This window comes from Inquilinus limosus DSM 16000, assembly GCF_000423185.1.
GTDB classification, from domain to species: domain Bacteria; phylum Pseudomonadota; class Alphaproteobacteria; order DSM-16000; family Inquilinaceae; genus Inquilinus; species Inquilinus limosus.
Window position 1 is genome coordinate 164,821 of sequence record NZ_AUHM01000013.1, and the last position, 24,233, is coordinate 189,053.

Below are 24,233 nucleotides of genomic sequence, written 5' to 3' on the forward strand. Positions count from 1 at the left end.
TTCGAAACGCGGCGGAGGATGACACCGGGCGGCGGGCCGGTCCATTCTGGCGCCACCATCCGGAGGGAGATCCAGCCATGCAGGGGGGCCCGTCGCGCCGTCAGGTCATGCTCGCCACCGTCTTCGCCGCAGCCCCGCTGCCCGGATGGGCGGCGGCGGCGCCGCTGCGCCTGACCTTCCTGCACGTCAACGACGTCTACGAGATCGGGCCGGTGCGCGGCCAGGGCGGCTTCGGCCAGCTCGCGACGCTGCTGAAGCAGGCCCGCGCCGAGAACCCGAACAGCATCACCACCTTCGGCGGCGACACGCTGTCGCCCTCGGTCATGTCGGGCCTGACCAAGGGCTCGCAGATGATCGACCTGTTCAACGCCGTCGGCGTCGACTACGCGGTCTGGGGCAACCATGAATTCGACTACGGGCCGGAGCTGGCGTCGCAGCGGATCGGCGAATCGAAGTTCCCCTGGCTCGGCACCAATGTCCTGGGCAAGGACGGCAAGCCCTTCGGCGGCGGCGTCGCCACCGCGACCCGCAAGGTCGGCGACTACACGGTGGGATTCCTCGGCATCCTGACGCCGGACACGGCGACGCTGTCGAGCCCCGGGCCGGACATCAGCTTCCCCGACATCATCACCACGGCGAAGCAGGCGGTCGAGGCGCTGAAGGGCGAAGGCGCCAACATCCTGGTGGCCCTGACCCATCTCGGCATCGCCCAGGACCGGCAGCTGGCGCAGTCGGTGAAGGGGCTTCACCTGATCCTGGGCGGGCACGACCACGACCCGATCATGTTCTACGAGAACAACGTCCTGATCTTCAAAGCCGGCTACGATTCGCACTATCTCGGCGTGGTCGAGCTGGAGGTCTCGACCCGCGAGACCAAGGATGGGCCGGTCATCGCCGTGCTGCCGAGCTGGGAGGTGCGCCCGACCGCGGGGGTCGAGCCGGACCCGGAGATCCAGGGCAAGGTCGACGCCTTCAACAAGGCGCTGGACGATGCGCTGGGCGTCGTCATCGGCACCACCTCGGTCGAGCTCGACAGCCAGCGCGGCGCCGTCCGCACCCAGGAGACGACGATGGGCAACCTGATCGCCGACGGGCTGCGCTGGGGCGTATCCGGCGCGCAGATCGCGATCGTCAACGGCGGCGGCATCCGCGGCGACCGGCTGATCGCCGCCGGCACCCAGCTGACGCGCAAGGACATCCTGACCGAGCTGCCCTTCGGCAATGTCGCGGTGCTGCTGGAGCTGACCGGCGCCGAGATCCGTGCGGCGCTGGAGAACGGCGTGTCCCAGGTCGAAGGCGTCGCCGGCCGGTTCCCGCAGGTCTCCGGCCTCGCCTTCGTCTGGGACCCCGCCAAGCCGGCCGGCAGCCGCGTGGTCTCGGTCACGGTCGACGGCAAACCGCTGGACGACGCCGCGGTCTACCGCGTCGCCACCAACGACTACATGGCCGGCGGCGGCGACGGCTACGCCGCCTTCACCGAAGGCAAGATGCTGATCGACGCCTCGGCCGCGCGGCTGATGGCGACGGTGGTGATGGACTACGTCACCGCAATGAAGACCGTGGCGCCGAAGGTCGACGGCCGCATCCGGCGGGTCTCGGCATGATGATCGATACCGGCGGTACGGCTCCGCCGATCCTCGGTCTGGCTCTCGGCGGCGGCATCGCCCGCGGCTGGGCCCATATCGGCGTGCTGCGGGCGCTGGATGCCGCCGGCATCCGGCCGCAGGTCGTGTGCGGCACCTCGGTCGGGGCCCTGGCCGGCGTCGCCCATCTCTCCGGCCGGCTCGACATGCTCGAATCCTGGGCGCGCGGGCTGAACCGGGAGCGGATGGTCTCCTATCTCGATTTCGGCCTCGGCCTGCCGGCCCTGATCAGCGGCCGGCGGCTTGGCCGCCTCCTGGACCAGAGCTTCGGGGACCTCAGGGTCGAGGATCTCGGCGTGCCCTTCGGCGCGGTCTGCGTCGACCTGTTCACCGGGCACGAGGTCTGCCTGCGCGAGGGCCGCGTCTCGGAGGTGATCCAGGCCTCCTACGCCCTGCCCGGCGTCTTCCCGCCGCGGCGCATCGGCCGCCACATGCTGGTCGACGGCGCCCTGGTCAACCCGGTCCCGGTCTCGGTCTGCCGCGCCCTCGGGGCCGAGGTGGTGATCGCCGTCAACCTCAACGGCGACATCATGGGTCGCACCCGCGTGCCCGAGGGCGGCTATGCCCGCATCGCCGGCTTCGACATCCTCGAGCTGATGCCGGGCGGTACCCTGCTGGGCGGCATCAACGGCGTCGCCCGCAAGCTGTTCCGGCGCGATCCGGAGATGCCCAGCCTGTTCGGGGTGATGATGGCCTCGCTCAACATCATCCTCGACCGCATGGGCCGGACCCGGCTGGCCGCGGAGCCGCCGGACGTGGCGATCGACCCGAAGCTCGGCCATATCGGCGCCGCCGAGTTCGACCGGGCGGCGGAGCTGATCGAACTCGGCTACGAGGCCGCGGAGGCGGCGATCCCCGACATCCGCGAAGCGCTGCGCGTCACCTCCTACGGGCTGGAGCCGGAGATGCCATCCTCGCCCGCCGCGAAGTAACGGCTGGGCGGCGCGCCAAGCAGGCGCTTGAACATGGTGGTGAAGGCGGCGGCGCTGTCGTAGCCGAGGTCGAGGGCGACGGTCGTCACCGGCTCGCCCGCCGCCAGCCGCGGCAGGGCCGCGAACAGGCAGGCCTGCTGCCGCCAGGCGGAGAGGCTGAGGCCGGTCTCCTGCCGGAATAGCCGGGTGAAGGCGCGGCGGCTCATGCCGAGCGCGCCGCACCAGTCGTCGATCGTGTCGTGCGGCGTCGGCCCTTCCAGGAACCGCCGGCAGCGCGCCGCCAGGGCCCTATGGCCCGGCAGCGGCAGGCTGAGCGGCAGCACCGGCATCCGCGCGATCTCCTGCAGGATCAGCGCCATGACCATCCCGTCGCGGCTGTCGGGATCGTATTCCAGCGGCAGGTCCACCGCCTCCATCAGCAGGCTGCGCATCAGCGGCGAGACGCCGACGACGCGGCATTCCGACGGCAGGTCGGGCACAGCGTCCGCCTCGACATAGACGCTGCGCATGCTGACCGCACCGATCAGTTGCACGTCGTGGGTGATGCCGCCCGGGATCCAGACCCCGCGCTCCGGCGGCACCACCCAGCGCCCCTGCTCGGTCCGGACCAGCAGCACGCCGTTGCTGCCGTGCAGCAGCTGCGACCGCCGGTGCCGGTGCGGCAGGATCGCATAGTTCGCCGGGTAGTCGTTGCCGATGGCGACGACGGGGCGCGGCGTCGCCTCGAAATCGGCTGGGATGACGTTGCGAACCATGGCCCACTCTCGAAGGTAATAGACCAGACCACGAAAGCAGGGCACAGCGAAAGGCGTATCCTTGCGCCGACCGGAGGCATTCCCGCCTCCGGGCGCCTCTGTGGTGGCCGCTCAGTGGCCACCGGGACGATCGGGAATGACGAGTGAAACACTGACCACGGGCCGCAGGCCCGAAGCCGACGGAACCGTCTTCACCATCCTGGCCGCGATCAGCTTCAGCCATCTGCTGAACGACATGATGCAGTCGCTGCTGCCGGCGCTCTATCCGATGCTGGCCAGCGATTTCGGCCTCGATTTCGGCCAGGTCGGCCTCATCACCTTCGTGTTCCAGCTCACCGCCTCGATCCTCCAGCCGGCGATCGGCCTCTACACCGACCGCAAGCCGCAGCCCTATTCGCTGCCGCTCGGCATGGGCTTCACCTTGGTCGGCCTCGTCATCCTCTCGGTCGCCCCGACCTTCCCGATCCTGCTGCTCGGCGCGGCGCTGGTCGGCATGGGCTCCGCCGTCTTCCATCCGGAATCCTCGCGCATCGCCCGGCTGGCCTCGGGCGGGCGGCACGGCCTCGCCCAGTCGCTGTTCCAGGTCGGCGGCAATATCGGGTCGGCGATCGGGCCGCTGCTCGCCGCCTTCATCGTGCTGCCGCGCGGCCAGGGCAGCATCGGCTGGTTCTCGGCCGCCGCCCTGCTCGCCATCCTGGTGCTGACCGGCGTCGGCGCCTGGTACCAGCGGCACCGGCGCAGCATGGCGGCCAAGCCGCGCCGCCCGGTGGTTCCGGTCGCCCTGTCGCGCGGCAAGGTCGGGATGTCGCTGGGCATCCTCGGCATGCTGGTGTTCTCCAAGTACATCTACCTGGCCAGCCTGACCAGCTACTTCACCTTCTACCTGATCCAGACCTTCGGCGTGTCGGTGCAGGAGGCGCAGATCCACCTGTTCATCTTCCTCGGCGCCGTCGCCGTGGGGACGGTGGCGGGCGGCCCGATCGGCGACCGCTTCGGGCGGAAGGTGGTGATCTGGGGGTCGATCCTGGGCGTGCTGCCCTTCACCCTGGCCATGCCCTATGTCGGGCTGACCGGCACGGTGGTCCTCAGCATCATCATCGGCCTGATCCTGGCATCGGCCTTCTCCGCCATCGTCGTCTATGCGCAGGAGCTGGTGCCGGGCAAGACGGGCACGATCGCCGGGCTGTTCTTCGGCTTCGCCTTCGGCATGGGCGGCATCGGCGCCGCGGTGCTCGGCGAGATCGCGGACCTGACCAGCATCGGCTTCGTCTACCGGATCTGCGCCTTCCTGCCGCTGATCGGGCTGCTCACGGTGTTCCTGCCCGACCTGGAACGGCCGCGGCCGGTGGCCGCCGCGCCGGCCTAGCAGCCGCCCCGACCGTCGTAGTCGTCCTGCCGGGCGGCTGTGACGGTCAACCCCGGCGGACGCCGCAGGGCCCATCTCACGAGCCGAACATCCCGTACCACGGCGCCGCCCCGGGCAATCGGGCTGCCGTTTGAAACGACAGGACCGTGCTGGCCTGGTCGAGCTTTCTCTCCTGGGACAGGTGTTCGTGCAGCACATAGCCGTTGACCCAGAGGCAGCCCAGCTTCGCGGGATCGTCGTTCCCCGGCAGCATGGAGTTGTAGAAGACATAGGCCGGCTTGCTGTCGATGCCCTGACCGGTCGACAGCGCCTGCGCGGCACTGACCAGCGTCTTCAGCTGGCCGATGTCGATGAGATAGGAGAACACGCCGCTGCGCGGCACCACGTCCAGGCGTTTGGCCTGGACCAGATAGGCCGATTGGCCCAGCTGCCACATCCAATCCGCGCCGAACTCCTTCTCCAGCCTCGCACCCTGGAAGCTGGTGATCGACAGCCCGATGCCCTGCTGCGCAGCCACGCCGGCGATCGTCGCCAGGTTGACCGAGGTGATCGCGTCCTCCCGGATCATCTCCCCCAGCTGGGCCGAGGCCTGCATGATCCCCCAGGTCCAGGCCGACTGCCCCGCGAGAATTTCCCCGATGCTCATGCTGCCTCCCGTCGCGACAGGCCGGCGGGATTGCCGGCCTGTCGGCTAGGACGCGGCAGGACGCAGTTTGTGAGAGGGTCCTCTTCGTCTCTGGCGCAGCGTCCGCTTCTTTGATAGAGCGGCGCGGCGACAATTCTTTTTTGGTGTTCTATGTCGATCGACTACCGGAAAGACATCGATGGATTGCGTGCTGTCGCAGTCGTTCCGGTGGTCCTCTATCACGCAGGGATTTCCCTGCTGGGCGGCGGCTTCGTCGGCGTCGATGTCTTTTTCGTCATATCCGGATATTTGATCACATCCATCCTGGCGGATGACATCCGGCGAAGAGAATTCTCGATCCTCTCCTTTTACGAGCGCCGCGCGAGACGGATCTTCCCGGCGCTGTTCTTCATGCTGCTGGTTTCGATCGTCGCGTTCACCGCGATATTGCTGCCGTTCGACCTGAAGGCCTTCTCGCGGGCCGTGCTCGCCACGGTCTCCTTCACCTCGAACATCCTGTTCTATCTGGAGTCGGGCTACTTCGCGGCGCCGTCGGAGCTGAAGCCGCTTCTCCACACCTGGTCCCTGGCCGTGGAGGAGCAGTTCTACATCGTCTTCCCGCCTCTGCTGTACGTCCTGTCCAGAGCGGGGCGACGGACGCGGAACGTGACACTGGCGGCGATCGTCGGCCTGTCCTTCGCCGCCAGCGTCTGGGGCGTCGGTCCCTACCCCAGCGCCACCTTCTATTTCCTCCCGGCGCGGGCCTGGGAGCTTCTTCTGGGATCCATGCTGGCCCTGAGCGTCGTCCCCGCCCCCGCGGGACGCGCCATGCGCGAGGTCGCCTCGGCGCTGGGGCTGGGCCTGATCGGCACCAGCGTCCTCACCTTGTCGTCGAGCGATCCGTTCCCTGGATGGAATGCCGTCCCACCCTGCATCGGGGCGGCCCTCGTGATCTGGGCCGGGCTTGGCGGTCAGAGCCTCGGCGGCCGCCTGCTGAGCCTCGGCCCGGTGGTCTTCATCGGCAAGATCTCCTATTCGCTGTATCTCTGGCACTGGCCGATCATCGTCTTCGTCAAATACTCGACCAATCGCGAGCTTTCGCTGGCCGAGACTGGTCTCGTCGTCGCCGCGTCGGTCGCCGCCGCCACCCTGTCCTGGCGCGTCATCGAGCAGCCGTTCCGCGGCAAGGGCAACCGGTTCACGCGCCGCTGGATCTTCTCGGCGTCGGCCGTCGCCGCCGCTCTGTTCCTCACCGTCGGCATGACCGGCTACCTGGCTAAGGGCTGGCCGCAGCGGTTCCCCGAGGCGATCCCGATCATCGAGAAATACGCGGACTACGACCGTGTCGACCTGTACCGCCTCGGCACCTGCTTCATGCGGGCGGATCAGCGCCCCGCGGATTATCCGCTCGAGACATGCTACGGCGCGACGGCGCCGGACGCCCTGATCTGGGGCGACAGCTTCGGCGCGCATCTCTATGGCGGCCTGTCCAACCATGCCACGGCGGCGCACCTGCGGATCGGCCAGGCGACCTCCCAGGCCTGCGCACCGATCCTGAGCCTGCCGCTCCATCGCCACGCCGGCTGCGGGCAGTTCAACGCTCACATCCTCGGCCTGATCCGGAAGAACCCGCCGAAGACCGTGATCCTCTCCGCGCGGTGGGAGCTCCTGGACCCGCAGGACATTCCCCGGCTGGACAGCACGATCACGGCGTTGCAGGAGGTCGGGGCCGAGGTGATCGTCATCGGGCAGTCGCCGACCTTCCATGCCCCAGCCTATGCTCTCTACATCAAGGGCATGCAGACCAATACGCTCTCCGCGCCGGTCGAGGGCATCGATCACGCGGCCCTCAACCGCCTCGTCGCGCAGGTGGCGGAGCAGAACGGCGTGGTCTTCTTCGCGCCGGAGGAACTCTTCTGCACCGGCACGCGCTGCCGCATCCAGCAGGACGGCACGCTGCTGTTCTGGGACGACGGCCATCTGACGGCGGAAGGATCGGATTATGTCGGCGAGAAGTTCTTCGACCGGCACGGCGCGGCGTTGACCTCGGCGGCACGAGCGAAGCTCTAGCCGAGAGCCGGGCGACACCGCTCGAGGCCATCGGGCCCGAGAGCCGGCTCGATCGGCGGGCGGCCGCAACGCCGTCTGCAAGCCCCGACAGGTTTCGCTGCCTAGCCCCTGGCGACCGCGCCATAGGCGATATAGATTGGGCATTCATCTCTCGAGCCGCAATCGTGAGACGAATTTGGATACGCCGACCGTCGACCGCCTGACCGGCCACGTCATCGGCCCGGGGCAACCTCGAGGCCTGAAGGCGACGCTGAGGCGCCTGATGGCGGTGAACTCGTCTCGCCAACGGCTCTGGCTCGAGAACAAGGCCTTCGCCGAGAGCATCCCGGCCGGTGCCTTGGTGCTCGACGCCGGCGCCGGCGACGCGCCCTACAAATCGCTCCTGGCGCACACCCGCTATGAGTCCGCCGACTTCGAGAAGGTCGACAAGCCTTACGCGAAATCGACCTATGTCTGCGATCTCTCCGCCATACCGGTCGAGGATGGGCGGTTTGACGCGATCATTTTCAACCAGGTGATGGAGCACCTGCCCGAGCCCAAGCTGGTGATCCGCGAATTGTTCCGCGTGCTCAAGCCGGGCGGACGGATGATCTTCACTGCGCCGCTGTTCTACGAGGAGCACGAGCAGCCGTACGACTTCTACCGCTACACGCAATTCGCAGTGCGATATCTGTTCGAAGGAGCCGGCTTTCGCATCGATCGGCTCGACTGGATGGAAGGCTACTACGGGACCGTCGCCCACCAGGCGAACCGGATGGCCCGGCACCTGCCGTCACGGCCGGCCGGGGTGGCGCCGGGCCTCCTCGGCTACGCCCTGGCGCCGCTCATGCTCTTGTTCCGCATGCAGATGGCGGCGACGGGACTTGCCTTCCATTGGCTTGAGATGAAGCAGAAGGTGACCGATCGCGGCCAGCCGAAGAACTACGTCGCGATCCTGTCGAAGCCGTCGGCCGATCAGATCACCCCATCGAGCCCGGCCATGTAGCGCGCGAGCATCGGCCGGGAGCACGAAGCCGAAAGACTGAAGGGAGTAGGTGCGAAAGTCACCCGATGCCATTCACCGAGTGAATGGGAAATGGTGCCCAGGGACAGAATCGAACTGCCGACACGGGGATTTTCAGTCCCCTGCTCTACCAACTGAGCTACCTGGGCGCCGTTGGTCTCCGCGGTGCGGAGGCCGTGCTTATAGGAAACCGAGAGCCGCCTGTCTAGCGCTGATCTTCATCCGGCTGCAATGTTTCCTCGGCCTCGTCGTCGGGCTTCGCCGGGATCGCGTAAGCCTCTGAAAACCAATGGCCGAGATCGATATCGGCGCAGCGGCGCGAGCAGAAGGGACGGTACTGATGCACCGTCGGCTTGCGGCAGATCGGGCAGCGCCCGCGGGTTTCGGTGGTGGTCGTGGTCATGGTCACCAGAATCGGGTCAGAGGGGCGCGGCTTCAAGCCCGTCCGCGTTCAGCCGTGCACGACATCGGCCAGGGCCTGGCCGCGCCGCTCGCGCGCCAGCTCGGCCAGGCCGAGCGGCGACAGGGATTCGCCGAGCTGGACCCGCAGCGGGTCCTCGGCCAGGGCGGCGCGGAAGGCGTTCAGCAGCGCCGCCCGATCGGCGCCGCGGCGCATCGAGATGAAGTCGACCACCACCGTGCCGCCGATGTTGCGCAGGCGCAGCTGCCGGGCGATCTCCGCCGCCGCCTCGCGGTTGGCGCGGAGATGGTCGGGCGCACGGCCGCCGTCGACATCGATCACGGTCAGGGCGCGGGTCGCCTCGATGGTGATGCTGCCGCCGGAAGGCAGCGGCACGGTCGGCGTCAGCAGCGCGTCCAGCGCGTCGCCCAGCGGTGCCGCGCCGGCGGCGATCCGGGGGGCCAGATCGGGCACCGCCGCCGCGGCCCAGCGCTGCAGCGGCGCCAGCAGGGCGGCGCCATCCACGACGATTCGGGCGGCATCCGGGTGATCCAGGATCAGCCGGCGGGCGGCGCCCGGCGCGGGCTCCAGCAGCGCCGGGGCGCGCGTCGCCTCGGCACGGTCGGCGATCGCCTCCCAGCGCCGTTCCAGCCGTGCCGCCTCGGCCAGCACCTCGTCGACCGCCATCCCTGCGGCTGCGGCGCGGACGATCCAGCCGCGTTCCAGACGCTGCTGCCATTCCCGCTTCGCCGCCGGCCCGAGCCGATTCGACACGGCCACGCCGGCCGAGAACGGCAGGTGGATCAGGCCGGCGCCGGGCAGAGCCACGTCGCGGGTCGCCTCCGCCCCCTTCTCCGCCCTGGGATCGGCGACGATCTGGACGATCACCGGCCCGCCGGCCCGCAGCTCTCCCGCCTCCGGCCCGCGCAGCGGCAGGAAGGCGCTGCGGCCGGTGCCGATGTCGAGGAAGGCGGCGGCTGCGACGCGGTCGACCCGCTCCACCCGCGCCAGCACCACCGCGCCCGACAGGCTCGGCCGCGACAGGCGCTCGGCGGTAAGGTCGGTCAGGCGGCCGTCGATCACCACGCCGGCCAGCAGCAGGCCGTCCGTAGCGGTGATCTCGACCGTCTTCACCAGCGGTAGCCTGCGCCGCGCAGGAGCTGTGAGGTCTCGAACAGCGGCAGGCCGACGATGTTGGAATAGGAGCCTTCGATCGCCCGGATCAGCGCCGCCGCCCGCCCCTGGATGGCGTAGCCGCCGGCCTTGCCGCGACCCTCGCCCGAGGCGACATAGGCATCGATCTCCTCCGCCGTCAGCCGCTTGAACACGACGACGCTCTGCACCAGCCGCAGCCGCATGGTGCCGTCCGGCGTGATCAGGCAGACGCCGCCATAGACACGGTGCCGGCGGCCGGACAGCAGCTCCAGGCACTGCCGCAGTTCGGCGTCGCTCTCCGCCTTGGGCAGGATGCGGCGACCGCAGCCGACCACGGTGTCGGCGGCCAGGATGAACACGTCGGGCGCCCCGGCGCGAATCGCCTCCGCCTTGGCCTGGGCCAGGCGTTTGGCGTGCGGGCCGGGCAGCTCGCGCTTCAGCGGAGTCTCGTCGAGATCGGCCGGCAGGACCCGGTCCGGCACGATGCCGATCTGGCGCAACAAATCGAGACGCCTCGGCGAGGCCGAGGCGAGAATCAACGAGTCGGTCGCACCCGTCCGATCCGGACCGGGCACGGCTGTTACTTGAAGCGGAAGGTGATGCGACCCTTGGTCAGGTCGTACGGGGTCATCTCGACATTGACCCGGTCCCCCGCCAGCACCCGGATGCGGTTCTTCCGCATCTTGCCCGAGGTGTGCGCCAGGACCTCGTGGTCGTTGTCCAGCTTCACCCGGAACATCGCGTTCGGGAGCAGCTCGGTCACCGTGCCCGAGAACTCGATCAAATCTTCCTTGGCCATCCATGCTCGCCATGTTGGGAATCCGCCCAAGAAGTGGGCGACCGTCCTTGTCGGGTCAAGATGTTTGTGCGGCTCCGTGCCGCGGTCCGGCCATGCCCGCGGCGCCGCTTCAGGGCGCGGACGGTCTATCGGTCCACGGATCGAACACCGGAACGCCCGCCCGCCGGAAATCGCCGACGTTCCGGGTGGTGACGCCAAGATCGTGCGCCTTCGCCGTCGCGGCGATCAGCGCATCGGGTTGCGCGTAGGTGTAGCCTGCCTTCTGCCCGTCATGCACCAGACGGCGCCAGATCAGGAGGATCTCCTCGTCGACATCGAGGATGCGGTTGCCGAACCACAACCTGACGCCATCTTCCAACCACGTCTCCAACTCGGCCCGGAAGCCTGGGTCGATGACCCGCTCGATGCCCAATCGGATCTCGGCGACTGTCACTCGACTGAGATAGCAGGCCACCGGCGGAACGCTTTCCGCCCAACTCTTGACCGCACGATCGCACCGAATCCCTTTGCGCAACTCGGAGACTACATTGGTGTCGAGCAACCAGCCGCGCGCCATGATCAGAAGGACGGCAGGTCGCGCACCGGCGCGGGCTCACGAAGCGCCTCGAATTCGTCGAGCACCGCGAAGGGCCCTTCCCCGAACAGAGCTGCCAAGCTCACGGTTGCCGTCGGCGCCAGGCGCGCATAGTCCGCCGCCGACAGAACGACGACGGCGTCCTGCCCATGCACGGTGACTCGCTGCGGCCCCGCCTCCCGGGCGCGCCGTACGAGCTCGCTGAATCGAGCCTTGGCGTCCTCGAGCTTCCAGGCCGGCAAGGCGGATGATGAAAGGTGCTTGTTGCGAGCCGCCACAAACGGCCTCCTGACCAGATTAGTCAGAATATCGGTCGAGTTGACGCGGACGGCAAGAGGTCGGCCGTCACGCCCGTTCCTTCTCAAGGTCGCCGAAGCGCTCGCGGATGCGGGCCAGGAGCATGTCGCGGACCTGGCGGAACGCGGCCATCCGGGTCTCGCGGTTGCCCTCGATCGCGGTCGGGTCGAAGGTGTTCCAGAACTCCAGGTCGCACGCCGTGGTGCGGGTCATCTCCACCGCCCGGTGCTGGGCCTCGGGCGACAGCGAGATCACCAGGTCGAAATTGTCGTCCTCGAGATCGTCGAAGCTCTTGGGCCGATGACGGCTGAGATCGATGCCGATCTCCTGCATCACCGCCACGGTGAAGGGGTCGAGCTCGCCCGGCCTCACCCCGACGCTGTCGACGAAGATCCGCGATCCGGCCACGTGCTTCAGGATCGCCTCGGCCATCGGCGAACGGATCGCGTTGTGGGTGCAGGTGAAGAGGACGCTGGTCGGCCCCGCCATCGCTCACCCACGGATCTGCAGGACGCAGAGCAGCGTGAACAGCCGCCGCGCCGTCGCGTGGTCCATGGCGATCCGGTCGGCCAGCCTTTCGCCGAGCAGCGTCGAGCCCTCGTCGTGCAGCCCGCGCCGGCCCATGTCGATCGCCTCGATCCGCGACGGCGGCGCCGTCTTGATCGCGGCGTAATAGCTTTCACAGACCAGGAAGTAGTCCTTGATGATCCGGCGGAAGGGCTGGGTCGGCAGGGCGATCCGCTCGATCTCCTCCCCGGAATCGACCGCAATCTCGAAGATCAGCCGGTTCTCCTCCATGCGCAGGCGCAGGCGGTAGGGTCCGGGCGGGCCCTCGACCAGGCGGAAGCTGTTCTGCTCGATCAGGTCGTGGATCGCGACCCGACGCTCATGCGCCACCTCCGGCGACCGGCGGACGGCCGCGCTCTCGTCGATCACGACCTCGACGAGGCGCCCCTGCTCCCCATCGCCGGCCGCGCGGTTCATCCGGCCGCCTTCAGCCGCTGGGCGATCGACAGCGCGTGCGCCTCCAGCCCCTCGGCCCGGGCCAGGCGCACCGCCGCCGGCCCGACCTTGGCAAGGCCGGCGGCGTCGCAGCGCACCAGCGTGGTGCGCTTGACGAAGTCGAAGACGCTGAGGCCGCTGGCGAAGCGAGCGCTGCGCGCCGTCGGCAGCACGTGGTTCGGCCCGGCGACATAGTCGCCCACCGCCTCCGGCGCGTGGCGGCCGAGGAAGATCGCCCCGGCATGGCGGATCCGGTCGGCCAGCCGGTCAGGATCGGCCACAGCGAGCTCGAGATGCTCGGGCGCCAGACGGTCGACCAGCGGCGCCGCGTCGTCGAGCGATTCGACAACGATAACCCCGCCTTGGTCGCGCCAGCTGGTGCCGGCGATCTCCGCCTTGGGCAGCCGGGCCAGCACGCGGTCGACCGCCGCGGTGACCGCATCGGCGAAGGCGGCGTCGTCGGTGATCAGCACCGACTGGGCATGGGTGTCGTGCTCGGCCTGGGACAGCAGGTCGACCGCGATCCATTCCGGGTCGTTGCCGGCATCGGCCACCACCAGGATCTCGGACGGGCCGGCGATCATGTCGATGCCGACGGCGCCGAAGACCTGGCGCTTGGCCTCGGCGACATAGGCGTTGCCGGGGCCGGTGATCTTGTCGACGGGACGGATGCGGGCTGTGCCGTAAGCCAGGGCCGCCACCGCCTGGGCGCCGCCGATACGCCAGATCTCGGTCACCCCGGCGCGCTCCGCCGCGGCCAGGACCAGCGGGTTCAGCACCCCGTCCGGCGCCGGCACCGCCATGGCGATGCGGCCAACCCCCGCCACCTTGGCCGGGATCGCATTCATCAGAACGGAGCTCGGATAGCTGGCGAGGCCGCCCGGGACATAGATGCCGACCGCGTCGATCGGGGTCCAGCGGGCGCCGAGGCCGATCCCGTCCTCGTCGACATAGGACAGGGCTGGCAGCTCGGTCCGGGCATGAAACGCCTCGATCCGGCGCGCGGCCAGGTCCAGCGCCGCAAGGGTCTCGGCATCGACCTGGGCCCGGGCCGCGGCGATCTCCTCCGCGCTGATCCGCAGCGTCTCGGGGGTCAGCCTGACCCGGTCGAAGCGCTCGGTGTAGTCGATCAGCGCCGCGTCACCGCGCGCCCTGGTGTCGGCCACGATGGCGGCGACGGCGTCGGCGACATCGGCATGGGCGCCACGGCGGGCGGAGACGAAGGCGTCGAAGGCCTCGGCGAAGCCGGGCGAACGGGCATCAAGACGCAGCGGCATGGACGGCATTCCGGAAACGGTCGATCCAGCCGGCGATCTCCTCCGGCCGGGTCTTGAAAGCGGCGCGGTTGACGATCAGCCGCGAGGTGACGTCGGCGATGTGCTCGATCTCGCGCAGCCCGTTCGCCTCCAGCGTCCTGCCGGAGGAGACGAGGTCGACGATGCGGCGGCACAGGCCCAGCGAGGGCGCCAGCTCCATCGCCCCGTTCAGCTTGATGCACTCCGCCTGCACCCCGCGGGCGGCGAAGTGGCGGCGGGTCACCGCGGGGTATTTGGTGGCGACGCGGATATGGCTCCAGCGCCGCGGATCGTCGGTCTCGGCCAGGTCCACCGGCTCGGCCACCGCCAGGCGGCAGGCGCCGATGCCGAGGTCGAGCGGGGCGTAGAGCTCGGGGTAGTCGAACTCCATCAGCACGTCGTTCCCGGCGACGCCCAGCTGCGCCGCGCCGAAGGCGACGAAGGTGGCGACGTCGAAGGAGCGCACCCGGATCAGCCGGATATGCGAATGGTTGGTGGCGAAGGACAGGCCGCGATGGCGCGGATCGTCGAAGGCCGGCTCCGGCTCCAGCCCGGCCTGCGCCATCAGCGGGCGCAGCTCGTCCAGGATGCGGCCCTTGGGCAGGGCGATGGTCAAGGGATCGGGTACGGTCGAGGACATGGCGCCGGCTTCCGCGGGAACGGCCGGCACCATAGCCGAAAGCGGCGCCGCGAGACCAGAAGAGGCCGCGACTCGCCCATGCGCGAAGATCAGCCTCTGAAATCGACTCCCATACCTTCCCCGTCACGGCGAGGCGCGCCCCTCGGACTTGATCCGGGGGCCGTGGCCATCCAGGAGTCTGTGCCGCTGGCATGGCCACGCCCCTTCGGGGCTCGCCATGACGGGTTCATCATTCGGCCGCCGGCATCAAGTCGCCAGCCCCTACCCCTGCCCCGCCGCCGCGAAGGCCCGGCCGATCAGGGCCTTGGCGTCGTCCTGGACCTGCCGCAGGTGGTCCTCGCTGCGGAAGCTCTCGGCATAGATCTTGTAGACCTCCTCGGTGCCGGAGGGCCGGGCCGCGAACCAGCCGTTCGCGGTCGCCACCTTGATGCCGCCGAAGGGCTGGCCGTTGCCGGGGGCCTTGGTCAGGGTCTGCGTCACCGGATCGCCGCCGAGCTGCGTGGCGCCGAGGCCCTCCGGCGTCAGGGTCTTGAACACCCGCTTCTGCTCGCTGGTCGCCGGCGCGTCGGTGCGGGCGTACCAGGCGGTGCCCAGCTCCTGCGTCAGCCCGTTGTAGAGCTCGCTCGGGTCGCGGCCGGTGACGGCGGTGATCTCCGCCGCCAGCAGGCCGAGGATGATGCCGTCCTTGTCGGTGGTCCACACCGTGCCGTCCTTGCGCAGAAACGAGGCGCCGGCGCTCTCCTCGCCGCCGAAGCCGACCGACCCGTCGCTCAGCCCCTCGACGAACCATTTGAAGCCGACCGGCACCTCCAGCAGCCGGCGGCCCAGCTTGGCGGCGACGCGGTCGATCATGCTGCTGCTGACCAGCGTCTTGCCGATCGCGCTGTCGGCCCGCCAGCCCTTGCGGTGCTGGAACAGATAGGCGATCGACGCGGCCAGGAAGTGGTTCGGGTTCATCAGCCCGGCGGTGCGGGTGACGACGCCGTGGCGGTCGGCGTCGGTGTCGTTGGCGAAGGCGACGTCGAACTTTTCGCGCAGCCCCAGCAGCCGGGTCATGGCGTAGGGCGAGGAGCAGTCCATGCGGATCTTGCCGTCCCAATCCGCCGTCATGAAGCGGAAGGTCGGGTCGACGAGGTCGCTGACCACGGTCGCGGCGATGCCGGTGCGGTCGATCAGCGGCGCCCAGTAGCGCACCGCAGCGCCGCCGAGCGGGTCGATGCCGATCTTGACGCCCGCGGACCGGATCGCCTCGAGGTCGATCACGCTGCCGAGATCGCCGACATAGAAGTCGATGTAGTTGTGCCTGTGCGTGGTCGCGGCCTTCAGGGCGCGCTGCAGCGGCACCCGCTGCACGCCGTCGAGGCCCTTCTCGATCAGCTCGTTCGCGGTGCGCTCGATCCAGCCCGTCACCTCGGTGTCGGCCGGGCCGCCGTTGGGCGGGTTGTACTTGAAGCCGCCATCCTCCGGCGGGTTGTGCGACGGGGTGACCACGATGCCGTCGGCCATGCCGGAGGTCCGGCCGCGGTTGTAGGTCAGGATGGCGTGCGAGATGACGGGCGTCGGGGTGTATCCGCCGTCCCGGTCGATCATGGTCTCGACGCCGTTCGCCGCCAGCACTTCGAGGGCGCTGGCCAGCGCCGGCTCGGACAGCGCGTGGCTGTCGATGCCGATGAACAGCGGCCCGTCGATCCCGGCGCGCTTGCGGTAGAGGCAGATCGCCTGGGTGATGGCGAGGATATGGGTCTCGTTGAAGCTGCCGGCGAAGGCCGAGCCGCGATGGCCGGAAGTGCCGAAGGCCACGCGCTGCGCCGTGTTCGCTGGATCGGGCCCGGTGGTGAAATAGGCCGTGACCAGCCGCGGCAGGTTGACGAGGTCGGCCGGGTCGACGGGCTTCCCTGCGAGCGGACTCACCATCTGCATCTCCCTGGGCTGACTGGTCCGACGGGCAAATTGCGCCAGCCGGCAGCTCCTGTCGAGACGGCGGCGGCTGCGGTTTTCCTCTTTCGCCCGCCCGGCGGGTGGAGGCAAATGGACGAAGGCAGCAGGGGCGAGGCCTTGGACCGGATCGAGAGCGCCGAAGGCAAGACGCGGGCGCGCTGGCAGCGCGACCCGGAAGGCATGCGCCAGCGCATCCTGGATGCGGCGCTGGCGGAGTTCACCCGGCACGGCTTCGGCGGCGCCCGGATCGACCGCATCGCCGCGGCCGCCGGCGCCAACAAGCGCATGCTCTACTACCATGTCGGCAACAAGGAGATGCTGTACCTGGCGGTGCTGGAGGCGACCTACGCCCGCATCCGCACCGCCGAGCGCGCCCTGAACCTGGAGAGCCTGGCGCCGGATGCCGCGATCGCCCGGCTGGTGGAGTTCACCTGGAGCTATTTCCTGGAGAACCCGGAATTCATCATCATGCTGAACCAGGAAAACCTGTACCAGGCCCGGCACTTGCGGAAATCGCCCAATGTCCGCCCCCTGCACTCGCCCTTCGTCGAGATGATCGGCGAGGTGCTGGACCGCGGCGTCGCCGCCGGCGTGTTCCGTCACGGCATCGACCCGGTGCAGCTCTACATCTCGATCGCCGGCCTCGCCTATTTCTACGTCTCGAACCGCTGGACACTCGGCGTCATCTTCGACCGCGACCTGTTCGAGGCGAAGGCCCGGGCCGACCGCCTCGCCCACATGACCGATCTGGTGCTGTCCGCGCTGCGGCCCTGATGCCGTGCGCCACGCTGCGAATACCCGCGGCAGATGGAAGAATCGGCATTCCGTACCGCGAATGGCGTATGACTATCCGGAAAATTGGGGAAGCTGAACCACCGTATCGGGCACGCAGCCAAGGCAGGAGGCTGCACCATTGGGGCAGTCGCGATCGCCTGAGCAATGAGTCATCGTCCAGCAGTCCGCCGGTGAATTTCCCGGCCAAGGACGCCGTCGGAAGAGTGGCGAGGTAAGAAGACATCGTCGACGCTCGGACGATGCATGGATGTCCGTCATCTCGAAGAGAATGATCCGAGTCGTCGTGTCGCCGCTCTGGATCAGGACAGCACGTCGCCGCCGTTGAGTGAAGTCAGCCAGAGCTGATGAATTCGTCTCGCGGCAAAACCTGGAAACGGGCGAGGAGGTCAGGTGAAATCTCCGGCCGACGATGTCACCCGGCTCGAGCACGAGCCGAACAATGCCCAGGGGACCGCAGTCCGCCGCGTGGGAGCGGTCCTGCTCACATTCACCGTGGTCGGCTGCGCCACTCTGGACGAGCTGGGACTCGGCTGGGGCGAAGCCGCTCCCGTCGAAGCTCCGCAGGCAGCCGATTCTACAGCCCGCTCCACGGCCCTGGTTCCGCAGCCCGCGCCCGCAGCTTCGGCGCCCACCCTCATGGCGGCCGCCGTATCGCCGGACGAAACCGGCACCGCCCCGCTCCCGGCCGACAATCCGGCAGCCGAATTGCCGCTGCCGGACAGCGCCTCCGCCGAGCTGCGCGATTTGGCGCGCAAGGCCATCGCCGGCGACGCGAATGCCGAGTACGAGATCGGCACCCTCTTTGCACGCGGCGCCGAAGTGCCGCAGAGCCATGAGCGCGCCACCTATTGGTGGCGCCGCGCCGCCGACCAGGGCAGCGCCGACGCGCGCTATGCTCTGGGCCTCGCCTATCTCAACGGCTCCGGCGTGCCTCGCGATGCCAGAGAGGCGATGAACTGGTTCCGCCGGGCCAGCGTCTCCGGTAATCCGCGCGGTGCGTACGAGATCGGCCGCCTCTATGAAGCCGGCGAGCTCGGGCCGTCCAACCCGCGTATCGCCGCCGGTTGGTACCGGATCGCAGCCGAGGCCGGCGACGCGCAGGGCAAGGAGGCGCTGGCGAGACTGCAAGCCTCATCAGGCACCGGCGCGTCGGCGATGCCCGGCACTGCAACCGCCCGCACGGTGCCGAGGCCGCCCAGCCCCACCGAAACGGCCGTCGTCTCTCCATCGGCCGTGCCTGCCACGCAACCGACGGTCGCGCCCGAGCGGCCGGCGACCGGCGCCGAGATCAGGGAAATCCAGCAATTGCTGACCAGGCTGGACCTGGATGCGGGTCAGGCCAATGGCCGATTGGGGAGCAGGACCCGGGCCGCCATCGCCACCTTCCAGCAGAGCCAGGGTATGCCGGTCACGGGCCAGCCCTCGGCGGCGTTGCTGGAAGCGCTTCGCACCGCTGCCGCGCCGCCCCGCTTCGATTGACGAACGCGGCCGGGCGCTGCCGTGCCGGGCGCCCCCCACCTTTGAAACCGTCATTGCGCGCCCGAGAACAGCGCCTCGCCGTTCCCCTCTTGACCCCCGCCCCGCTCCACAGCAGGATTTTAACCAACGAGTTAATTTCTGCCGGGCCGTCCAGAAGCCCGAGACCGGGAGACGCCGATGGGAACGCGAAGCGCCCGTGACCGCGCCCCAGGCCGCGCGTTCAACCTGCTGCAGGCAGGCTGGGTCAGGCCCGTCATCCTGCTCCTGATCATCATCGTGCTGTGGGACCTGGCGATCCGCGTCTTCCGGCTGCCGCCCTACCAGGTGCCCGCGCCCTGGGACGTGATCGTCACGCTGTGGCGCGACGGGCCGGAGCTGCTGTCGCAATCGGTGCCGACCACCGTGGCGACGGTGCTGGGCTTCCTGCTGTCGGCCGTGATCGGCATCCCGATGGCGATGCTGATCGCCGGGTCGCGCACGGTCGAGGCCTATGTCTATCCGCTGCTGGTGTTCTCGCAGTCGATCCCGAAGGTGGCGGTCGCGCCGCTCTTCGTCGTCTGGTTCGGCTTTGGGCTCGAACCCAAGGTGATCTCGGCCTTCCTGCTGGGCTTCTTCCCGGTGGTGGTGTCGGCGGTGCAGGGCTTCAAGTCGCTGGATCCCGACACGCTCGACCTGGCCCGGGCGATGGCCGCCAGCCGCTGGCAGATCTTCCGCATGGTCGGGCTGCCGCAGGCGATGCCGGCGATCTTCTCCGGCCTCAAGGTCTCGGTGACGCTGGCGGTGGTCGGCGCCGTGGTCGGCGAGTTCGTCGGCGCCAATTCCGGCATCGGCTTCGTGCTGCAGCGCTCGATCGGCAATTTCGAGCTGCCGACCATGTTCGCGGCGCTGGTGATCCTGGCGCTGCTGGGCGTGGTGCTGTTCTGGCTGATCGACCTCGTCGAACGGCTGGTCATCCCATGGCACGCCAGCCGGCGGCGCGAGCTGATCGTCGCCGCCTGAGGCGGCGCAACCAAACATGAGGGGGAGGAAACAACCATGGTCCGCAGCCTGCTGATCGCCCTCGGCGTCCTGCTCGCGGCCGGTTCGGCTCAGGCGGCCGACAAGGTCGTGCTGATGCTGAACTGGTACGTCTATGGCGAGCACACGCCGTTCTTCTACGGCAAGGCCAAGGGGTTTTACGCCGACCAGGGCATCGACCTGGAGATCCAGGAGGGCCGCGGCTCGGCCATGACCGCCCAGGCCGTCGCCGCCGGCACCGTCGGCTTCGGCTATTTCGACGTGCCGACCATGATCAAGGCGGCGGCCAAGGGCGCGCCGCTGGTCTCGGTCGGCGTGCTGCTGCAGAAGAGCCCGATGTCGGTGATGGGCTTCACCGACAAGAACATCCGCAAGCCGGAAGACATCAAGGGCAAGACCGTGGCCACCACGCCCGGCGACTCGCTGTCGCAGATCTGGCCCTTCTTCCTGCAGAAGACCGGCCTCTCGGAGAGCGATTTCCGCACCGTCTCCGGCGACGCCCAGACCAAGCTGAACGCCGTGATCAACGGCCAGGCCGACCTGCTGCTGGGCTACGCCATGGACCAGAGCATGAAGATCAAGGACGCCACCGGGAAGGACGTCACCCCGATCCTGTTCGCCGACTACGGGGTGAACATGGTGTCCTCCGGCATCGTCGTGCAGAAGGAACTGCTGACCGAGAACCCCGACCTGATCCGCCGCTTCATGGCGGCGACGACGCAGGCGGTCGAGGCGGCGGAGAAGGCGCCGGCCGAGGCCACCGCCGCGACCCTGGCGGCGCTGCCGAAGGCCGGCAAGCCGGAGACGCTGCAGGAGGGCTTCGAGCGCACCATCCCGCTGTACCGGACCGAGGAGACCCAGGGCCAGCGGCCGTTCCGCGTCACCGACGCGAACATGGCGGAGACGGTGAAGCTGCTGATCGAGTATGGCGGGGTCGACGCGTCCGCCGCGGCCGATCCGAAGGCCTTCTACACCAACGAATTCCTGCCGAAGTGAGCGGGGGCGGAGCGCGATGAGCAGGCCGAGGCTGCAGCTCGTGGAGACGGCGGAGTCGGCGCCGCAGCCCGCCGTCATCGCCGTCGAGGGCGTGTCGAAGACCTACCGCAGCCGCGACGGCGAGACGCCGTCGCTGGCGCCGCTCGACTTCACCATCGGCGAGGGCGAGTTCCTGGTGCTGGTCGGCCCGTCCGGCTGCGGCAAGTCCACCCTGCTGCGGATGATCGCCGGCCTGCTGCCGCCCAGCACCGGCCGGATCCGTCTCGGCGGGCGCGAGGTCGACCGGCCGCACGGCGACGCCGGCATCGTGTTCCAGAACCCGCTGCTGCTGCCGTGGCGCAGCGTGCTGGCCAATGTGATGATGCCGGTCGAGGTCAAGCGCCTCCCCCGCGCCCCGCATCTGGACCGCGCGCACCAGCTGCTGCGCATGGTCGGGCTGGACGGATTCGCCGACAAGCTGCCCTGGCAGCTCTCCGGCGGCATGCAGCAGCGGGTGTCGCTGTGCCGGGCCCTGGTGACCGACCCGTCGATCATCCTGATGGACGAGCCCTTCGGCGCGCTCGACGCCATGACGCGGGAGCGGATGAATGTCGAGCTGCAGCGGATCCAGCGCGAGACGCGCAAGACCATCCTCCTGATCACCCATTCGATCCCGGAGGCGGTCTTCCTGGCCGACCGGGTGCTGGTGATGACGGAGCGGCCGGGGTCGATCGCGGCGATCTACGACGTGCCGCTGCCGAAGCCGCGCTCGCTCGACATCATGGGCGATCCGCGATTCGTCGAGCTGACCCAGCGCATCCGCGGCCATTTCCGGGCCCAGGGCGGGCTGGACTGACCGATCGTTCGGTCAATCCTCTGGATGCTGCGGCCGCTGCGGCGTCGGCCAGGGTTCGCCGCGGTCTTCCAGGAGGACGTCGATGCCCTCGCCGACCAGGCGCAGGGCGACGTCGTCGGCGAAGCTGAGAAGGATGCCGCCCTCCTCCGCCGTGATCGCCAGCAGGTCCAGCATCCGCGACCGGTCATGGAGGTCGAGCTTCCGGCACTGGACCGAATCGATGCCCTGGAAGCGCACTCCGCACAGGGTCCGATGCCAGTACTCCTGCCCTTCGACCAGCTGCGCCGGCTGCTCCCAGCAGAACCGGTTCACCGCCATGACGAAGCAGCGCTCTGGGCGCAGGAAGGTCATGTCGTGCACCGGCACGATCGCGTCCTGCAGCGCCGCCGAGAGGACGGCGAGATCCTCCGCATCGCGGGCGCGCAGGCGCAGGCGGACGGGCGCGTCGGACGGCATCTCAGTCGCTCTTGAGGCGGGCGATGTCGGCGCCGCAGGCGGCCAGCTTCTCTTCCAGCCGCTCGTAGCCGCGGTCGAGGTGATAGACCCGGTTCAGCACCGTCTCGCCCTGGGCCACCAGGCCGGCGATGACCAGCGACACGCTGGCGCGCAGATCGGTCGCCATCACCGGGGCGCCGGTCAGCCTGGGCACGCCGCGCACCAGCGCCGAGGCGCCGTGGATGGTGACGTTGGCGCCCATGCGCATCAGCTCCGGCACATGCATGAAGCGGTTCTCGAAGATCGTCTCGGTGATCATCGAAGCCCCTTTGGCCACGGTCATCAACCCCATCATCTGGGCCTGAAGGTCCGTCGGGAAACCCGGATAGGGCTCGGTCATCACGTCGACGCCGATCAGATCGCCGCTGCGGCGGACCTTGAAGCCGTCGACGGTCGGCTCGAACTCGACCCCGGCGCCGCGCAGCGCGTCGGCCGCCGCCTCGATCAGGTGCAGGCTGGTGCCGACCAGCTCGACCTCGCCGCCGGTCGCGGCCGTGGCCATGACATAGGTGCCGGTCTCGATCCGGTCGGCGACGATGCGGTGCGTCGCCCGGCCCAGCCGGTCGCGGCCCTGGATCCGGATGGTGTCGGTTCCCGCCCCCTCGATCTGGGCCCCCATGGCGGTGAGGCAGGCGGCGAGGTCGACGATCTCCGGCTCGCGCGCGGCATTGACCAGCACGGTCTCGCCGCGGGCCAGGGCCGCCGCCATCATCAGGTTCTCGGTGGCGCCGACCGAGACCTTCGGGAACACGATTCGGCCGCCCTGCAGCCCGTTCGGGGCGCGGGCGTTGATGTAGCCCTCGCTGACCTCGATCTCGGCGCCCAGTTGCTCCAGTCCCACGATGTGCAGGTCGACCGGGCGGGTGCCGATGGCGCAGCCGCCGGGCAGCGACACCTTGGCGTGGCCCTCGCGCGCCACCAGCGGGCCCAGCACCAGCACGCTGGCGCGCATCTTCCGCACCAGGTCGTAAGGGGCGGTGGTGCTGCGGATGCGCCGGGCCGTCAGCTCCATCACCCGGCCCTGGGCCCCGTCCGAAGCGACGCCGTTCAGCGCGACCTCGACGCCGTGCTGGGCCAGGAGGGTCGCCAGGGTGGAGATGTCGACCAGATGCGGCAGGTTGGTCAGGGTCAGGGGCTCGTCCGACAGCAGCGCCGCCGCCATCAGCGGCAGGGCCGCGTTCTTCGCCCCGCTGATCGGAAGCCGGCCCTGCAGGGGGCGCCCGCCCCGGATACGAATCTTGTCCATGATGGCTCCCCCGGACCCTGGTATGAGGTGACGCTAAAGCTTCGGCAGGGTGACGCCGCGCTGGCCCATGTATTTGCCGGCCCGGTCGGCGTAGGACACCTCGCAGGGCTGGTCGCCCTTGAGGAACAGGAATTGGCAGGCGCCTTCATTGGCGTAGATCTTGGCCGGCAGCGGCGTGGTGTTGGAGAATTCCAGCGTCACATGCCCCTCCCATTCCGGCTCCAGCGGCGTGACGTTGACGATGATGCCGCAGCGGGCATAGGTCGACTTGCCGAGGCAGATCACCAGCACGTCGCGCGGGATGCGGAAATACTCGACCGTGCGGGCCAGGGCGAAGCTGTTGGGCGGGATGATGCAGACCGGCCCCTTGCGCTCGACGAAGCTCTTGGTGTCGAAGTTCTTCGGGTCGACCAGCGCGCTGTCGACATTGGTGAAGACCAGGAACTCGTCCGAGACGCGGGCGTCGTAGCCGTAGCTCGACAGGCCGTAGGAGATCGTGCCCTCGCGCTTCTGCTGCTCGACGAAGGGCTCGATCATTTTGTCCTGGAGCGCCCGCTCCCGGATCCAGATGTCGGACATGATCGCCACGGTCTAACCCCTCGCCTGATCCTCGTCGCGGCCGGGCTCCCGGCCCTCCGCGCTCGCCTTCTCCTCGACCGCCGCGCGCCCCCGGCTCTGCGCCTTGCGCCGCGCCAGGTTGGCGCGCAGCGCAGCCGCCTCGCGCTCCTGGCGCGACACGGATGCGGGCTTGGCGGTCGGGGGACGACGCTGATCGGTCATTTCGGCTTTGGTATGGCCGATGCGGCGGCGTTACGCAACCGGAGCAGAAACGGGGGCGGGGCGGAACGACGGATGAACGCCGCTTGCGCGAGTAAT

Annotated in this window: 27 protein-coding genes and 1 tRNA gene; 10 read left to right on the forward strand and 18 right to left on the reverse strand. The window is 69.1% G+C overall.

The features are described 5' to 3' along the window. The first annotated feature begins 77 nt into the window (after positions 1-77). Positions 78-1,604 carry a bifunctional metallophosphatase/5'-nucleotidase gene (locus G537_RS0114120; RefSeq protein WP_051248408.1) on the forward strand — a complete coding sequence of 509 codons (1,527 nt, stop codon included), beginning with the start codon at positions 78-80 and terminating at the stop codon, positions 1,602-1,604. Next, positions 1,601-2,575: a patatin-like phospholipase family protein gene (locus tag G537_RS37960; protein WP_034851668.1), complete on the forward strand. Its 975-nt coding sequence runs from the start codon at positions 1,601-1,603 to the stop codon at positions 2,573-2,575. The genes G537_RS0114120 and G537_RS37960 overlap by 4 nt, the downstream gene beginning before the upstream one ends. Here G537_RS37960 and G537_RS0114130 read toward each other — a convergent pair. Then, positions 2,530-3,330 carry an AraC family transcriptional regulator gene (locus tag G537_RS0114130; RefSeq protein ID WP_051248409.1) on the reverse strand — a complete coding sequence of 267 codons (801 nt, stop codon included), beginning with the start codon at positions 3,328-3,330 and terminating at the stop codon, positions 2,530-2,532. The genes G537_RS37960 and G537_RS0114130 overlap by 46 nt on opposite strands. Before the next feature lie 136 nt (positions 3,331-3,466). On the opposite strand from G537_RS0114130, the gene G537_RS0114135 reads away from it, so the two are divergent. Then, entirely contained in the window at positions 3,467-4,696 is a 1,230-nt protein-coding gene (locus G537_RS0114135; RefSeq protein ID WP_034851670.1) for an MFS transporter, read from the forward strand. Positions 4,697-4,772: 76 nt separating this feature from the next. Here the strand turns inward: G537_RS0114135 and G537_RS37965 are convergent, their stop codons facing one another. After that, complete coding sequence (locus tag G537_RS37965; protein WP_051248410.1) at positions 4,773-5,342, reverse strand: hypothetical protein; 570 nt, start codon at positions 5,340-5,342, stop codon at positions 4,773-4,775. Positions 5,343-5,492: 150 nt separating this feature from the next. Between G537_RS37965 and G537_RS37970 the strand changes: the two genes are divergently transcribed. Together G537_RS37970 and G537_RS37975 are read left to right on the forward strand one after the other, a co-directional pair. Beyond that, complete coding sequence (locus tag G537_RS37970; protein ID WP_051248411.1) at positions 5,493-7,391, forward strand: acyltransferase family protein; 1,899 nt, start codon at positions 5,493-5,495, stop codon at positions 7,389-7,391. A gap of 136 nt (positions 7,392-7,527) precedes the next feature. Continuing rightward, a complete protein-coding gene (locus tag G537_RS37975) occupies positions 7,528-8,376 on the forward strand; it encodes a class I SAM-dependent methyltransferase (RefSeq protein WP_211230380.1) in 849 nt (282 codons plus the stop codon). A gap of 91 nt (positions 8,377-8,467) precedes the next feature. On the opposite strand, the gene G537_RS0114155 is transcribed toward G537_RS37975, so the two are convergent. From G537_RS0114155 to pgm, 12 genes are all read right to left on the reverse strand, one after another. Further along, positions 8,468-8,543 (reverse strand) — tRNA-Phe (locus tag G537_RS0114155). Positions 8,544-8,599: 56 nt separating this feature from the next. After that, entirely contained in the window at positions 8,600-8,797 is a 198-nt protein-coding gene (locus tag G537_RS0114160) for a DNA gyrase inhibitor YacG (protein ID WP_026870676.1), read from the reverse strand. Between the two features lie 48 nt (positions 8,798-8,845). After that, positions 8,846-9,928, reverse strand: a complete 1,083-nt coding sequence (locus tag G537_RS0114165; protein WP_051248412.1) for a ribonuclease E/G — start codon at positions 9,926-9,928, stop codon at positions 8,846-8,848. Beyond that, positions 9,925-10,524 (reverse strand): Maf family protein, encoded by a 600-nt coding sequence (locus G537_RS0114170; protein ID WP_211230381.1) that lies wholly within the window; start codon positions 10,522-10,524, stop codon positions 9,925-9,927. Before G537_RS0114170 ends, G537_RS0114165 begins: the two co-directional genes overlap by 4 nt. A gap of 5 nt (positions 10,525-10,529) precedes the next feature. Beyond that, a complete protein-coding gene (gene infA, locus G537_RS0114175; RefSeq protein WP_026870679.1) occupies positions 10,530-10,748 on the reverse strand; it encodes a translation initiation factor IF-1 in 219 nt (72 codons plus the stop codon). A 109-nt stretch (positions 10,749-10,857) separates the two neighbouring features. After that, the gene (locus G537_RS0114180; RefSeq protein ID WP_034851671.1) at positions 10,858-11,304 is read right to left on the reverse strand and encodes a type II toxin-antitoxin system VapC family toxin; all 447 of its coding nucleotides are present in this window, start codon (positions 11,302-11,304) and stop codon (positions 10,858-10,860) included. Positions 11,305-11,306: 2 nt separating this feature from the next. Continuing rightward, positions 11,307-11,600, reverse strand: coding sequence for a type II toxin-antitoxin system Phd/YefM family antitoxin (locus G537_RS0114185; protein WP_026870681.1), 294 nt, complete (start codon positions 11,598-11,600; stop codon positions 11,307-11,309). 67 nt (positions 11,601-11,667) lie between these two features. Next, positions 11,668-12,108, reverse strand: coding sequence for an arsenate reductase ArsC (locus G537_RS0114190; protein ID WP_026870682.1), 441 nt, complete (start codon positions 12,106-12,108; stop codon positions 11,668-11,670). 3 nt (positions 12,109-12,111) lie between these two features. After that, positions 12,112-12,603 carry a UPF0262 family protein gene (locus G537_RS0114195; protein WP_026870683.1) on the reverse strand — a complete coding sequence of 164 codons (492 nt, stop codon included), beginning with the start codon at positions 12,601-12,603 and terminating at the stop codon, positions 12,112-12,114. Continuing rightward, entirely contained in the window at positions 12,600-13,898 is a 1,299-nt protein-coding gene (gene hisD, locus G537_RS0114200; RefSeq protein WP_026870684.1) for a histidinol dehydrogenase, read from the reverse strand. Before hisD ends, G537_RS0114195 begins: the two co-directional genes overlap by 4 nt. Further along, a complete protein-coding gene (gene hisG / locus G537_RS0114205) occupies positions 13,882-14,556 on the reverse strand; it encodes an ATP phosphoribosyltransferase (protein WP_026870685.1) in 675 nt (224 codons plus the stop codon). The genes hisD and hisG overlap by 17 nt, the downstream gene beginning before the upstream one ends. A 261-nt stretch (positions 14,557-14,817) precedes the next feature. Beyond that, positions 14,818-16,470, reverse strand: coding sequence for a phosphoglucomutase (alpha-D-glucose-1,6-bisphosphate-dependent) (gene pgm / locus G537_RS0114210; protein ID WP_425402293.1), 1,653 nt, complete (start codon positions 16,468-16,470; stop codon positions 14,818-14,820). A gap of 114 nt (positions 16,471-16,584) precedes the next feature. Here pgm and G537_RS37980 point away from each other — a divergent pair, with 114 nt between their 5' ends. From G537_RS37980 to G537_RS0114235, 5 genes are all read left to right on the forward strand, one after another. Next, complete coding sequence (locus G537_RS37980; RefSeq protein WP_051248413.1) at positions 16,585-17,268, forward strand: TetR/AcrR family transcriptional regulator; 684 nt, start codon at positions 16,585-16,587, stop codon at positions 17,266-17,268. A gap of 411 nt (positions 17,269-17,679) precedes the next feature. After that, positions 17,680-18,768 (forward strand): SEL1-like repeat protein, encoded by a 1,089-nt coding sequence (locus G537_RS37985; protein ID WP_026870687.1) that lies wholly within the window; start codon positions 17,680-17,682, stop codon positions 18,766-18,768. A 177-nt stretch (positions 18,769-18,945) separates the two neighbouring features. Then, a complete protein-coding gene (locus tag G537_RS0114225) occupies positions 18,946-19,767 on the forward strand; it encodes an ABC transporter permease (protein WP_051248414.1) in 822 nt (273 codons plus the stop codon). Between the two features lie 36 nt (positions 19,768-19,803). Further along, on the forward strand, positions 19,804-20,781 hold the full coding sequence (locus tag G537_RS0114230) for an ABC transporter substrate-binding protein (RefSeq protein WP_026870689.1): 978 nt from the start codon (positions 19,804-19,806) through the stop codon (positions 20,779-20,781). A gap of 16 nt (positions 20,782-20,797) precedes the next feature. Continuing rightward, a complete protein-coding gene (locus tag G537_RS0114235) occupies positions 20,798-21,616 on the forward strand; it encodes an ABC transporter ATP-binding protein (protein WP_026870690.1) in 819 nt (272 codons plus the stop codon). A 12-nt stretch (positions 21,617-21,628) separates the two neighbouring features. Here the strand turns inward: G537_RS0114235 and G537_RS0114240 are convergent, their stop codons facing one another. The 4 genes from G537_RS0114240 to G537_RS43645 are packed head-to-tail and all read right to left on the reverse strand — an operon-like array spanning position 21,629 to position 24,137. Further along, on the reverse strand, positions 21,629-22,072 hold the full coding sequence (locus G537_RS0114240) for a DUF2948 family protein (protein WP_026870691.1): 444 nt from the start codon (positions 22,070-22,072) through the stop codon (positions 21,629-21,631). A 1-nt stretch (position 22,073) separates the two neighbouring features. Beyond that, positions 22,074-23,357 carry a UDP-N-acetylglucosamine 1-carboxyvinyltransferase gene (murA, locus tag G537_RS0114245; RefSeq protein ID WP_026870692.1) on the reverse strand — a complete coding sequence of 428 codons (1,284 nt, stop codon included), beginning with the start codon at positions 23,355-23,357 and terminating at the stop codon, positions 22,074-22,076. Positions 23,358-23,390: 33 nt separating this feature from the next. Beyond that, the gene (gene dcd / locus G537_RS0114250) at positions 23,391-23,936 is read right to left on the reverse strand and encodes a dCTP deaminase (RefSeq protein ID WP_425402295.1); all 546 of its coding nucleotides are present in this window, start codon (positions 23,934-23,936) and stop codon (positions 23,391-23,393) included. 12 nt (positions 23,937-23,948) lie between these two features. Then, positions 23,949-24,137 carry a hypothetical protein gene (locus tag G537_RS43645; RefSeq protein ID WP_155888611.1) on the reverse strand — a complete coding sequence of 63 codons (189 nt, stop codon included), beginning with the start codon at positions 24,135-24,137 and terminating at the stop codon, positions 23,949-23,951. Between the last annotated feature and the right edge of the window lie 96 nt (positions 24,138-24,233).

Bases quoted from the DNA above. Each gene is read 5' to 3' on its own strand.
- G537_RS0114120 (WP_051248408.1), top strand. From the start codon at position 78: ATGCAGGGGGGCCCGTCGCGCCGTCAGGTCATGCTCGCCACCGTCTTC.
- G537_RS37960 (WP_034851668.1), top strand. From the start codon at position 1,601: ATGATGATCGATACCGGCGGTACGGCTCCGCCGATCCTCGGTCTGGCT.
- G537_RS0114130 (WP_051248409.1), bottom strand. From the start codon at position 3,330: ATGGTTCGCAACGTCATCCCAGCCGATTTCGAGGCGACGCCGCGCCCC.
- G537_RS0114135 (WP_034851670.1), top strand. From the start codon at position 3,467: ATGACGAGTGAAACACTGACCACGGGCCGCAGGCCCGAAGCCGACGGA.
- G537_RS37965 (WP_051248410.1), bottom strand. From the start codon at position 5,342: ATGAGCATCGGGGAAATTCTCGCGGGGCAGTCGGCCTGGACCTGGGGG.
- G537_RS37970 (WP_051248411.1), top strand. From the start codon at position 5,493: ATGTCGATCGACTACCGGAAAGACATCGATGGATTGCGTGCTGTCGCA.
- G537_RS0114160 (WP_026870676.1), bottom strand. From the start codon at position 8,797: ATGACCACGACCACCACCGAAACCCGCGGGCGCTGCCCGATCTGCCGC.
- infA (WP_026870679.1), bottom strand. From the start codon at position 10,748: ATGGCCAAGGAAGATTTGATCGAGTTCTCGGGCACGGTGACCGAGCTG.
- G537_RS0114180 (WP_034851671.1), bottom strand. From the start codon at position 11,304: ATGGCGCGCGGCTGGTTGCTCGACACCAATGTAGTCTCCGAGTTGCGC.
- G537_RS0114190 (WP_026870682.1), bottom strand. From the start codon at position 12,108: ATGGCGGGGCCGACCAGCGTCCTCTTCACCTGCACCCACAACGCGATC.
- G537_RS0114195 (WP_026870683.1), bottom strand. From the start codon at position 12,603: ATGAACCGCGCGGCCGGCGATGGGGAGCAGGGGCGCCTCGTCGAGGTC.
- hisD (WP_026870684.1), bottom strand. From the start codon at position 13,898: ATGCCGCTGCGTCTTGATGCCCGTTCGCCCGGCTTCGCCGAGGCCTTC.
- hisG (WP_026870685.1), bottom strand. From the start codon at position 14,556: ATGTCCTCGACCGTACCCGATCCCTTGACCATCGCCCTGCCCAAGGGC.
- pgm (WP_425402293.1), bottom strand. From the start codon at position 16,470: ATGGTGAGTCCGCTCGCAGGGAAGCCCGTCGACCCGGCCGACCTCGTC.
- G537_RS37980 (WP_051248413.1), top strand. From the start codon at position 16,585: ATGGACGAAGGCAGCAGGGGCGAGGCCTTGGACCGGATCGAGAGCGCC.
- G537_RS0114225 (WP_051248414.1), top strand. From the start codon at position 18,946: ATGGGAACGCGAAGCGCCCGTGACCGCGCCCCAGGCCGCGCGTTCAAC.
- G537_RS0114230 (WP_026870689.1), top strand. From the start codon at position 19,804: ATGGTCCGCAGCCTGCTGATCGCCCTCGGCGTCCTGCTCGCGGCCGGT.
- G537_RS0114235 (WP_026870690.1), top strand. From the start codon at position 20,798: ATGAGCAGGCCGAGGCTGCAGCTCGTGGAGACGGCGGAGTCGGCGCCG.
- G537_RS0114240 (WP_026870691.1), bottom strand. From the start codon at position 22,072: ATGCCGTCCGACGCGCCCGTCCGCCTGCGCCTGCGCGCCCGCGATGCG.
- murA (WP_026870692.1), bottom strand. From the start codon at position 23,357: ATGGACAAGATTCGTATCCGGGGCGGGCGCCCCCTGCAGGGCCGGCTT.
- dcd (WP_425402295.1), bottom strand. From the start codon at position 23,936: ATGTCCGACATCTGGATCCGGGAGCGGGCGCTCCAGGACAAAATGATC.
- G537_RS43645 (WP_155888611.1), bottom strand. From the start codon at position 24,137: ATGACCGATCAGCGTCGTCCCCCGACCGCCAAGCCCGCATCCGTGTCG.